This window comes from Pantoea sp. X-Soil-ISGK-259 (assembly GCF_059730705.1).
In genome coordinates this window covers 3,213,214-3,224,411 of sequence record NZ_AP035986.1, presented here as the reverse complement: position 1 = coordinate 3,224,411, position 11,198 = coordinate 3,213,214, and the positions used below count along the sequence as shown (strand labels likewise).

Below are 11,198 nucleotides of genomic sequence, written 5' to 3'. Positions count from 1 at the left end.
GATCACGATGTGGGTGATTGTCCCTTCTGCGGTAAATCAGGTGAGGTCGGCCATCAGCACTTTTGAACGGCGCTGATAGTTATACATCTCTTTTTTACTTTCGGGCAGTGACTCAATATCAACCGGCGTAAAGCCGCGCTCCTGGAACCAGTGGATACTGCGCGTGGTCAACACAAACAGCTTTTCCAGTCCCATCTGCTTTGCCTGCAACGCCACGCGCTGCAACAGCATCTCTCCGCGTGAGGAGCTGCGATAATCAGGATGAACCGCCACACAGGCCATCTCGCCAATCTTCTCATCCATAAACGGATAGAGTGCGGCACAGGCGATGGTCAGATTGTCGCGCTGAATAATCGTGAACTTATCGATCTCCATTTCCAGTTGCTCGCGAGAGCGACGCACCAGAATGCCCTGTTGCTCCAGCGGCCGGATCAGTTCGAGAATGCCGCCGATATCGTTGATATTGGCGCGGCGGATCTGCTCTGCCGACTCCATAACGATCTGCGTGCCGATACCGTCGCGTGAGAAGAGTTCCTGCAACAGTGCGCCATCTTCCTGATAGCTGATTAAATGGCTGCGGCGCACACCACTTCGGCAGGCTTTCACCGCGCCACGCAGAAAGCGAACCGTGCCGGAAAGATAATCGCCTTCCTTTTCAATCTCGTCGATACGGGCCTGCGCGTCATTCGGGAACAGCTCAGAGATAATTTCACCTTCGCTATTCAGGACGCCTTGCTCAGAGCAGAAGCCGATCATTTTTTCCGCTTTCAGCTTAATCGCCAGCTGCGTGGCCACTTCTTCCGAGGTGAGGTTGAAGCTCTCGCCCGTAACAGACACCGCCACCGGGCCCATCAGCACAATGGCATCGTTATCCAGCTGGCGATGAATCGCCTCTTCATCGATACGACGGATACGCCCGCTATGGCAGTAATCCACGCCATCATCCACGCCCAGCGGCTGTGAAATAATGAAGTTGCCGCTGACCACATTGATATGTGCGCCCTGCAGCGGGGTGTTGTTGAGACTCATAGAGAGGCGGGCAGTGATATCCAGCTGCAGCCGGCCTGCGGCCTGCTTGACCAGCTCCAGCGATTGCGCGTCGGTTACCCGGGTAAATTTATGATAAACCGGCTCCAGCTGCTGCTGCGCCAGGCTGGCATCAATCTGCGGCCGGGCACCATAAACCACCACCAGGCGGATGCCCAGGCTGTGCAGCAGGCCGATGTCATTAACGATGCCAGAGAAGTTCTCATGCTCAATCGCTTCGCCACCCAGCATGATGACAAAGGTTTTACCCCGGTGGGCATTGATATAGGGAACGGTATGGCGAAAACCCTGAACCAGTTCGGTACTACGTTCCTTCACGGCCAACCCTCAGTGAATGTTTATTCGTATTTTTTGTATTTTTATGCTTTTACGCCCGGTTTTGCAAGTCTTAATCCTGACGAAAATTTACGTTTTTATGGGTGTCAAAGCCGCTAACAGCCTGCATTATTTAGGGTTTCCGGGGTGACATCATGCTACGGATTGGATAAAGTTTTCGCCGCCATTTTATTAACTGGCGCTTTTTTAGACATAACACAGCAGCTGGAGCGGCATGTCAGACGTTAATTCCCATTTTTCACGCAGACGATTTTTACAGGGGACGGGCGCCTTACTGCTGTTAAGCGTCAGCCGCACAGGACTGGCGGCAAAAAACCACATTGTGGCGGTGCGTATCTGGCCCTCATCCACTTACTCGCGGATGACGCTGGAGTCAAACGTCGCGCTGAAATACAAGCAGTTTGCGCTGAGCAATCCCGAACGGCTCGTAATAGATATTCAGGGCCTGCATCTCAATTCGGCCCTGAAAGGGGTGGATAAGCAGGTACGGGTCGACGATCCTTTTATTAAAAATGCCCGGGTCGGCCAGTTCGACAGCAATACAGTGCGCGTCGTTCTGGAGTTAAAGCGCAACGTTGCGCCAAAGATTTTTAACCTTTCGCCGGTCGCCGGGATCAATCACCGGCTGGTGGTCGACCTCTATCCGAGTCAGAACCCGATAGAAGATGATCCTCTTCTGGCCCTGCTGAAAGACTATAACCAGGGTGATCTGGAGAAAGATGAAGGCGTGCAGGCACCCTTGCCAGGTAAAGCGGGGCGCGATCGTCCGATCATTATCATGATCGATCCCGGTCACGGCGGGGAAGATCCGGGTGCGCACGGCAAATATAAGACCCGCGAGAAGGATATTGTGCTGAAGATTGGACGGCGGCTCAAAGCGCTGATCGACAAAGAGTCCAATATGAAAGCCTATATGACGCGTAATGAAGATGTCTTTATTCCGCTGCGCGTCAGGGTTGCGAAAGCCCGAAAACAGCGCGCTGATCTTTTTGTCTCGATCCATGCGGATGCCTTTACCAGCCGTGCAGCTCGCGGCTCGTCAGTGTTTGCCTTATCAACCAGCGGTGCGACCTCGGCGGCAGCCCGTTTCCTGGCGCAGACCCAGAATGAATCCGATCTGATTGGTGGCGTCAGCAAAAGCGGCGACCGCTATCTTGATCACACCATGTTCGATATGGTGCAGCGCCAGACGATTCATGACAGCCTGAAGTTTGGCAAAGAGGTGCTGCATCGCATGGGGCGCATCAATCATCTGCACAAACGTACCGTGGATCAGGCTGGATTTGCGGTGCTGAAAGCCCCGGATATCCCGTCTATTCTGGTCGAGACCGCGTTTATCAGTAATGTGGAAGAGGAGCGTAAGTTGCGAACCACCCGCTATCAGCATCAGGTTGCGGAGGCGATTCTGGACGGCATTAAGGCTTATGTGAAGAGTGGGGCGGCGCTGGCCCATCGGTAACGGTTTGCGGGTAGTTACGGCTATCCGTGCACTTTTCAGGGCAGGAGAGAGACTAACGAGGTTTCAGGAACGTCAGAAACAAAAAAACACCCTTTCAGGTGTTTAAATGATTGGTTGCGGGGGCCGGATTTGAACCGACGACCTTCGGGTTATGAGCCCGACGAGCTACCAGGCTGCTCCACCCCGCGTCCGTATCATACTTTTTTCACATTGTGACTTCTGTAAAACAACTGCAGAAGTATTGGTTGCGGGGGCCGGATTTGAACCGACGACCTTCGGGTTATGAGCCCGACGAGCTACCAGGCTGCTCCACCCCGCGTCCGTATTGCTTCTATTACTTTTACTTCTCACACTGTGACTTCTGTAAAACTGCTGCAGAAGTATTGGTTGCGGGGGCCGGATTTGAACCGACGACCTTCGGGTTATGAGCCCGACGAGCTACCAGGCTGCTCCACCCCGCGTCCGTGGAAGCGCACTATACTCTCCGCGCTAATTCATGCAACCCCTTTTTGAAGATAAAAGCCAAATTAACAGCCAGTTGCTGAAGGATTCAACCATCTGATTAATTATTGAACTGATATGCACCAGGTCAAAGCGGATGCATTTCATTCTGTCGGGGGCTTTGCTATCGTCGCGGGGCGAACAGTTATAAAAAGAGAAGATAATGAAATCACATTGGGCGAAGTATGCACTCACTGGCGCGTTAATTACGCTGCTGGCGGCCTGTAGCTCTAAACCGACCGATCGCGGTCAGCAATATAAAGATGGCAAACTGGAACAGCCGCTGGCGCTGGTAAATCAGCCCAATGCCAAAGGTGCGCCAGTTAATGGTAAAGACTTTGGCGATCAGGTGCGCCAGATTCAGTCCGCCTCATCTGCCCTTTATAGTCGTCAGAACGGCACCTATAGTGCAATTGAAAGCTGGCTTATGGCGGGAGCCGATACCCGACAGCTTCGTCAGTATGGCCTGAACGCCTGGCAGATGGAGGGCACGGACAACTACGGTAACGTGCAGTTCACGGGTTACTACACGCCGGTCGTGGAAGCGCGCTACACCCGTCAGGGTGAGTTCCAGTATCCGATCTACCGCATGCCGCCGCGCAAACGCGGAGAAAAATTACCGAGCCGCGCTTCTATCTATAGTGGCGGACTCGATGACCGCTATGTCATTGCCTACAGCAACTCGCTGATTGATAACTTCATGATGGATGTGCAGGGCAGTGGTTATGTCGACTTTGGCGATGGCCGCCCGATGACCTTCTTCGGTTACGCCGGTAAAAATGGCTGGGGCTACCACAGTATTGGTAAAGAGCTGATCGATCGCGGCGAAGTGAAACGCGAAGATATGTCGATGCAGGCCATTCGCCAGTGGGCGCAGGAGCACTCACCGCAGGAAGTTCGCGCACTGCTGGAAACCAACCCATCGTTTGTCTTCTTTAAAGCTGAACCGTTTACGCCGGTGCGTGGAGCCAGCGCCGTTCCGCTGGTAGCAAAAGCCTCGGTTGCCTCTGACCGCTCAATTATTCCGGCGGGCACCGTACTGCTGGCTGAAGTGCCGCAGTTAAATGAGAAGGGCAAATTCAACGGCAAATATGAGATGCGCCTGATGGTCGCACTCGACGTGGGTGGCGCGATTAAAGGCCAGCACTTTGATATCTATCAGGGTATCGGCCCGGACGCTGCGCATCTCGCCGGCTTCTATAATCACTATGGCCGCGTCTGGGTACTCAAAGCTGCACCGGGTGCCGGACAGCCGCTGTTCTCCGGCACGCAAAACGGTAATAATGGTTCACTGCTTCTCGGCGCTAACTAATTTCTTCTCTGCGGGCCTTCGGGCCCGCACGACGTAACAGGTTCAACTATGAAAGTGTTAAACGACGCCTGGCATCAGCGCTTTGGCGGCACGGCGCGTCTCTATGGTCAGAATGCGCTGCAACGTTTTGCTGACGCACACTTCTGCGTCATCGGTATTGGCGGCGTCGGTTCCTGGGCGGCGGAAGCACTGGTGCGCACCGGGATTGGTAAAATTACCCTGATTGATATGGATGATGTCTGTATCACCAACACCAACCGGCAGCTTCATGCGCTTCAGGGCAACGTGGGCAAAGCCAAAACGGACGTGATGGCAGAGCGGCTGCGTGCGATCAATCCTGACTGCGAAGTGATCTGCATAGATGACTTTATTACGCCGGAGAACACTGCTGAACTGATGGCTGCCGGTTTTGACTACGTGATCGACGCTATCGACAGCGTGCGGCCTAAAGCGGCGCTGATCGCCTGGTGTCGCCGGAATAAGATCCCGTTAATCACCACCGGTGGTGCGGGTGGGCAGATTGATCCGACGCAAATTCAGGTCGCCGATCTGGCGAAAACCATTCAGGATCCCCTGGCGGCGAAGCTGCGCGAACGATTGAAAAGCCTGGGCGTGGTGAAAAACAGCAAAGGTAAACTCGGCATCGACTGTGTTTTTTCAACTGAAGCGCTGGTTTATCCGCAGGCAGATGGCAGCGTCTGTGCTTCACGCAGCACGGCGGAAGGTCCGAAGCGGATGGATTGCACATCCGGCTTTGGCGCGGCAACCATGGTTACCGCTACGTTCGGCTTTGTTGCCGTTTCACATGCGCTGAAGAAGTTTCTGGCGCGCGCTGTTCGTCAGGATGCCGTCAGCGCCTGACGCGCGGCGTGCTCCACGGCGGTAGCCAGCGCCTGCAGGCCGCTGCTGCGGGAAGCGCTGAGCTGGGCGCGCAGGCCCAGTTCGTCAAACAGCGTTAAGGGATCGCTGGCCAGTAACTGTTGTGGCGTCTGGCCCTCAACCGCAGTCAGCAGCACGGCCAGCAGGCCGCGCACAATCCGTCCTTCACTGTCACCATAGAAATGCAGCGTGCCATCCTCGCATAACTGGCTGCCCAGCCAGACCCGATTTTCACACCCGCTGAGTTCAATTTCTGCGGTTTTCAGTTCCTCCGGCAACCCAGGTAACTGTCGGCTCAGCTGAATCAGCTGACGATAACGATCCTCCCATTGATGAAAGCGGCCAAAGCTCTCTTTCAGGCTGGCAACAGTAATCTGTTCGCCAAACGGGTGTGGCGCTAACAGCGGTGAACACATAATCAAAACTCCGATAACAGCGAGATGGCACCTTTCATGGCGCGCACCAGCGCATCAACATCCTGCAAACTATTATAGGGTGCAAAAGAAGCCCGCAGCGTGCCGCTGACGCCCAGCGCTGCCAGCAACGGCTGCGCACAATGCTGGCCAGCGCGCAGAGCGATTCCCTGCTCAGCCAGCAGCGTCACCAGATCGCTGTGATGCAGGCCAGCAAATTCAAAGGCCAGCAGGCTGGCGTTGCCACTGCGGAAGCTGCGGAAGCCAGGCAATTCTGCCAGCTGCTCCTCCGCCAGTGTCGCCAGATGCTGACTCCAGCGCTCCGCTTCGGCCAGATCGTACTGCGCCAGCCAGCTCAGTGCTGCACTCAGGCCCACTACGCCCGCCACATTCGGAGTACCTGCCTCAAAACGCCAGGGCACTGGCTGTGGTGTGAAGCCACTGAAATCGACATCCGTTATCATTTTTCCGCCACCCTGCCAGGGTGACATCGCTTCCAGCAGGTCCGCTTTGCCATATAACGCGCCAATGCCCATCGGGCCGTAAATCTTATGGCCGGAAAAAGCGTAAAAGTCGATATCCAGCGCCTGTACGTCAGGCGGGCAATGCACCACCCCCTGCGCGCCATCGACCATCACTTTCGCACCCACGGCGTGTGCCAGCGGAATCGCTCTGGCGAGATCGGGACATCCTCCGGTGACGTTCGACATCTGGCCTATAGCCAGCAGGCGGGTGCGGTTGTTGAGCAGGTTGGGTAACAGGCTGATATCGGGCAGGCGATCTGGCCCTAACGGCCATTTTATGACGTGGGCACCGCATGCCTGCGCAGCCATCAGCCAGGGGACCAGGTTGGCGTGGTGTTCAGCCTCACTCACCACAATCTCATCGCCGGGCTGCAGGCGCGGGCGCAGCCAGCTGTTCGCCACCAGGTTTATCGCTTCGGTGGTGCCGCGCGTCCAGACAATCTCACGATCGTCTGCGGCATTCAGCCAGCGGGCAACCTGATGACGCGCCTGTTCATAGCGATGGGTTAAGGCCTGCGCAGCGGCAAACTGGCTGCGATGAACCGTCCCTGCGCTGAGGCTGTAAAACTGCTGTGTACTGTCAATGACGGCCTGCGGCTTCAGCGTGGTCGCGGCGCTATCGAGATAAACGCCGGCGTCGGCGAGCGCGGGAAACTGCTGGCGAAAGTCGCTAGGGTTAAATGGGATCATGCCGGGTCCATGATAAGAAAAATTAGGACCACACTGAAAGAATGGTCTGCGTCTGGCAAAGCTGGAAAAGCGCGTTATGCTGAATATTGCAAGGTTTGAACCAAACCCGCATAACGAGTGGACGTTTAATAGTCGATCTCACTTATCGGCTGCCTCTGGTTAGCGTAGCGCGGGTGGTTTGATGCAATCAATCTACAAGGAGATAGCAGATGAAAAAACTTACCGCAGTTCTGGCCGTGTGTACTCTTGCTTTTACACTGAGTGCCTGTTCAAGTAATTACGTGATGCATACCAACGATGGCCGCACTATCGTGGCTGCCGGCAAGCCTAAAGTTGATAATGATACCGGCATGATCAGCTATAAAGATGCGAATGGCAACGAGCAGCAGATTAACCGCTCAGACGTCAAAGAAATGGTCGAGTCAAAGTAAGTAGCAAAAAAAAAGCACCGCAATTTGCGGTGCTATTTAAAAATCACTATGGACAGACAGGGTAAATCTACAGGAATTAAGCGCTCGATCCGCAATCGTCGGATCAAAAATTTGCAAACACAACATCACGACCACAAGCCAAAAGCTTTCAGAAAATCTGCGAACTCACTCACAAATCTAAAAACTTTTCGTTCCGGCTCAGGAAGTGTGGCAACTATAGGTATTTGCTGGAGGTTCCTCAACGGACAAATTATAATGCCTCGGATTAAAAATTCTAATACGTAAACGGTTTGTATTAGCCTGCGTATTTTTCGCCGATCCGGATACGGAAAACCATGTCGAAACGCCTTCCTCCTCTTAACGCACTGCGTGTTTTTGATGCAGCTGCACGCTATTTAAGCTTTACCAAAGCGGCTGAAGAGCTGTTTGTCACCCAGGCTGCTGTAAGCCATCAGATAAAATCTCTGGAAGATTTTCTGGGGTTAAAGCTGTTTCGCCGGAGGAATCGTTCGCTGTTACTGACCGAGGAAGGACAAAGCTACTATCTCGACATCAAAGAGATTTTCTCGGCGATAAACGAAGCGACGCGCAAATTGCAGGCCCGCAGTGCCAAGGGGGCGCTGACGGTCAGTTTACTGCCAAGCTTTGCCATTCAGTGGCTGGTTCCCCGCCTCTCCAGCTTTAATATGGCTTATCCGGGAATTGACGTGCGCATCCAGGCGGTTGACCGTGACGAAGAGAAACTGGCAGACGATGTCGATGTGGCGATTTTTTACGGGCGGGGCAACTGGCCCGGACTGCGGGTGGAAAAACTCTATGCCGAATATCTGTTGCCGGTCTGCTCGCCGTCACTGATGACCGGGGATAATCCGCTGAAAACGCCGATGGATCTGTCGCGTTTTACCCTGCTGCATGATGCCTCCCGCCGCGACTGGCAATCCTATATCCGGCAGCTGGGCCTGCAGCATATTAATGTGCAGCAGGGGCCAATTTTCAGCCACAGCGCGATGGTTCTGCAGGCGGCGATTCATGGTCAGGGCGTGGCGCTGGCCAACAATGTTATGGCGCAGAGTGAAATAGAAGCCGGACGATTAATCTGCCCATTTAATGATGTATTAGTCAGTAAAAACGCTTTTTATCTGGTTTGTCATGACAGTCAGGCAGAACTGGGTAAAATAGCCGCCTTCCGACAGTGGATTCTGGAAAAAGCTGCAACCGAACAAGAAAAATTCCGCTTTCGCTATCAACAATAACGTATTGATTTATTTGCATTCAGATGCAAAAGCACCCTGAGGGTCAGTTCATGTCCAGTCGTGCCATGTTTGTTTTTGCGGCTATCAGCGGATTTCTGCTGGTGGCTTTTGGCGCATTTGGTGCCCACGTGTTGAGTCAGTCGCTTGGTGCGGCTGAAATGGCCTGGATGCATACCGGGCTGGAGTATCAGGCTTATCACACCTTAGCGGTGATGGGGCTGGGCGCTGCGATGTTACGTCGCGCCAATATCTGGTTTTACTGGAGCAGTGCGTTAATGGCGCTCGGCACCGTGCTGTTCAGTGGCAGCCTCTATTGTCTGGCGCTGTCACATCTTAAGTTTTGGGTTTTTATCACACCTGTGGGTGGAGTCTGTTTCCTCGCCGGTTGGGTATTGATGTTGATTGGCGCTTTGCGTCTTAAACGAAAGGCAGAACGCCATGAATAAAGTTTTACTCTATTGTCGCGCCGGTTTTGAAAAAGAGTGCGCGGCAGAAATCAGCGCTAAAGCGGCGGAACGCGAAATCTACGGCTTTCCCCGCGTTAAAGATGACTCCGGCTACGTGTTGTTTGAGTGCTATCAGTTCGAAGATGCTGATCGCCTGGCGCGTGAGCTGCCATTTGACGAGCTGATCTTTGCCCGTCAGATGCTGGTCGTCGGCGAAATGCTGCGTGACCTGCCACAGGAAGATCGTATCACCCCGATTGTCGGCATGCTGACCGGCGTGGTGGAGAAGGGGGGCGAACTGCGTGTTGAAGTGCCTGACACCAACGAAGCCAAAGAGCTGACCAAATTCTGCCGCAAGTTCACCGTGCCGCTGCGTTCAGCACTGCGTGAAAGCAAAATCCTGCTGAACTATGAAAGCCCGAAACGCCCGGTTGTGCATGTGTTTTTCATCGCACCTGGCACCTGTTACGTCGGTTACTCCATTCGGGAAAACAGCTCGCCGTTTTATATGGGTATTCCACGCCTTAAGTTTCCTTCTGATGCGCCAAGCCGTTCCACGCTTAAGCTGGAAGAGGCATTCCACGTCTTTATTCCTGCGGATGAGTGGGATGAGCGTTTAGCCAGCGGCATGTACGCGGTGGATCTGGGAGCCTGTCCGGGCGGCTGGACCTATCAACTGGTCCAGCGCAGCATGATGGTTTATGCGGTGGACAATGGACCAATGGCACCGAGCCTGATGGATACCGGCCAGGTGATGCATGAGAAAGCGGATGGATTTAAATTCCGTCCGCCTCGCACCAACATCAGCTGGCTGGTGTGTGACATGGTAGAGAAGCCGGTTCGCGTGGCTAACCTGATGACCGACTGGCTGGTCAACGGCTGGTGCCGCGAAGCGATCTTCAACCTTAAGTTGCCGATGAAAAAGCGCTATGAAGAGGTCACGCAGAATCTGGCCATGATGCAGGAGCGGTTTGATGAGAATGGCATCAACGTGCAGATTCGCGCCCGTCAGCTCTATCATGACCGCGAAGAGGTAACGGTTCATGTGCGTCGTATGTGGGCTGCGACCGGTGGCCGTCGCGACGAGCGTTAATCGACTGGCTGAGTGCCGTTGCACTCAGCCGGTGTAACGCAGCGTGTTCAGATTTCCCTGCAACACCAGATCCTGCTTCAGTGTGGCCACCTGACGACTAATCTCTGCCATATGCTGCCCTTCAGCGAGTTTTTCCCGCCATTTGGCGGGCACCTGGTCCAGTTGCTGGTAGACCCCCTCAAGCGTCTGAAACGTTGTTAGCAGCTGCTTTGCGCTTTTAGGGCCGATGCCGGTGATGCCCGGAATTTTACTGCTGCTGATGCCGCATAATCCCCAGTAGTCAGGTAACCGCTGGGGCGCCACGCCAAACTCTGCCTCGATAAAAGGCAGGTCGAGCCACCGTTTCTGGAAGTAGTCGCGGATGCGGATCTCGGGTGCCAGCAGCTGGCAGTAGCCTTTGTCAGTGGAAACAATGGTGGCCTGATGTCCGGCCTGGGCCATTTTAACCGCCAGCGTCGCCGCTAAATCATCCGCTTCATCCTCGCCCGCAATCCAGCAGCTTACGCCTGCTGCGCGAAAAGCCTCCTGTAACGCCGGCATCTCTGCCTGCAAATCGTCTGGCATCGGCGGACGACCGCTTTTGTAGTCGGGAAGCAGCTGATGCCGCCAGCCCTGATGACGCGCTTCGCCATCAAATACCGCCACGGCATGGGTCGGGCGGGCGTGACCCAGTACCTGGCGCAGCGCAGCCACACAGCCGTCGACACAGGGGGAGCCTTGTACCGCATGCAGACGGCGAATCAGATTCAATGCGTCAACAATAACAAGATGAAAAGCCATGAGAGTATGGGCAGCCCGGGGGCTGCCTCCTGGT

11 protein-coding genes and 3 tRNA genes are annotated in these 11,198 nt (G+C 54.6%); 7 read left to right on the top strand and 7 right to left on the bottom strand.

Annotation, left to right across the window (positions count from 1 at the left end):
- Positions 1-36 precede the first annotated feature (36 nt).
- Positions 37-1,365 (bottom strand): amino-acid N-acetyltransferase, encoded by a 1,329-nt coding sequence (gene argA, locus AC6I77_RS15255; protein ID WP_003853937.1) that lies wholly within the window; start codon positions 1,363-1,365, stop codon positions 37-39.
- A gap of 232 nt (positions 1,366-1,597) precedes the next feature.
- On the opposite strand from argA, the gene amiC reads away from it, so the two are divergent.
- The gene (gene amiC / locus AC6I77_RS15250) at positions 1,598-2,842 is read left to right on the top strand and encodes an N-acetylmuramoyl-L-alanine amidase AmiC (RefSeq protein ID WP_003853935.1); all 1,245 of its coding nucleotides are present in this window, start codon (positions 1,598-1,600) and stop codon (positions 2,840-2,842) included.
- A gap of 111 nt (positions 2,843-2,953) precedes the next feature.
- On the opposite strand, the gene AC6I77_RS15245 is transcribed toward amiC, so the two are convergent.
- From AC6I77_RS15245 to AC6I77_RS15235, 3 genes are all read right to left on the bottom strand, one after another.
- Positions 2,954-3,030 (bottom strand) — tRNA-Met (locus AC6I77_RS15245).
- A 54-nt stretch (positions 3,031-3,084) separates the two neighbouring features.
- Positions 3,085-3,161, bottom strand: a tRNA-Met gene (locus AC6I77_RS15240).
- A 65-nt stretch (positions 3,162-3,226) separates the two neighbouring features.
- Positions 3,227-3,303, bottom strand: a tRNA-Met gene (locus tag AC6I77_RS15235).
- Positions 3,304-3,506: 203 nt separating this feature from the next.
- Between AC6I77_RS15235 and mltA the strand changes: the two genes are divergently transcribed.
- Together mltA and tcdA are read left to right on the top strand one after the other, a co-directional pair.
- A complete protein-coding gene (mltA, locus tag AC6I77_RS15230; protein ID WP_497817094.1) occupies positions 3,507-4,655 on the top strand; it encodes a murein transglycosylase A in 1,149 nt (382 codons plus the stop codon).
- 48 nt (positions 4,656-4,703) lie between these two features.
- The gene (gene tcdA / locus AC6I77_RS15225) at positions 4,704-5,516 is read left to right on the top strand and encodes a tRNA cyclic N6-threonylcarbamoyladenosine(37) synthase TcdA (RefSeq protein ID WP_003854645.1); all 813 of its coding nucleotides are present in this window, start codon (positions 4,704-4,706) and stop codon (positions 5,514-5,516) included.
- Here the strand turns inward: tcdA and csdE are convergent.
- Both csdE and csdA read right to left on the bottom strand, forming a co-directional pair.
- Positions 5,495-5,950 (bottom strand): cysteine desulfurase sulfur acceptor subunit CsdE, encoded by a 456-nt coding sequence (gene csdE / locus AC6I77_RS15220; protein ID WP_497817093.1) that lies wholly within the window; start codon positions 5,948-5,950, stop codon positions 5,495-5,497. The genes tcdA and csdE overlap by 22 nt on opposite strands.
- Before the next feature lie 2 nt (positions 5,951-5,952).
- On the bottom strand, positions 5,953-7,161 hold the full coding sequence (gene csdA / locus AC6I77_RS15215; RefSeq protein ID WP_192378118.1) for a cysteine desulfurase CsdA: 1,209 nt from the start codon (positions 7,159-7,161) through the stop codon (positions 5,953-5,955).
- A 209-nt stretch (positions 7,162-7,370) separates the two neighbouring features.
- On the opposite strand from csdA, the gene AC6I77_RS15210 reads away from it, so the two are divergent.
- From AC6I77_RS15210 to rlmM, 4 genes are all read left to right on the top strand, one after another.
- Positions 7,371-7,592, top strand: a complete 222-nt coding sequence (locus AC6I77_RS15210) for a YgdI/YgdR family lipoprotein (protein WP_003854643.1) — start codon at positions 7,371-7,373, stop codon at positions 7,590-7,592.
- Positions 7,593-7,927: 335 nt separating this feature from the next.
- Positions 7,928-8,845, top strand: a complete 918-nt coding sequence (locus tag AC6I77_RS15205; RefSeq protein WP_312543971.1) for a transcriptional regulator GcvA — start codon at positions 7,928-7,930, stop codon at positions 8,843-8,845.
- A 50-nt stretch (positions 8,846-8,895) separates the two neighbouring features.
- On the top strand, positions 8,896-9,291 hold the full coding sequence (locus AC6I77_RS15200) for a DUF423 domain-containing protein (RefSeq protein WP_312543970.1): 396 nt from the start codon (positions 8,896-8,898) through the stop codon (positions 9,289-9,291).
- On the top strand, positions 9,284-10,384 hold the full coding sequence (gene rlmM, locus AC6I77_RS15195; protein WP_497817092.1) for a 23S rRNA (cytidine(2498)-2'-O)-methyltransferase RlmM: 1,101 nt from the start codon (positions 9,284-9,286) through the stop codon (positions 10,382-10,384). The genes AC6I77_RS15200 and rlmM overlap by 8 nt, the downstream gene beginning before the upstream one ends.
- A gap of 24 nt (positions 10,385-10,408) precedes the next feature.
- On the opposite strand, the gene xni is transcribed toward rlmM, so the two are convergent.
- Complete coding sequence (gene xni, locus AC6I77_RS15190) at positions 10,409-11,164, bottom strand: flap endonuclease Xni (protein WP_008927122.1); 756 nt, start codon at positions 11,162-11,164, stop codon at positions 10,409-10,411.
- Between the last annotated feature and the right edge of the window lie 34 nt (positions 11,165-11,198).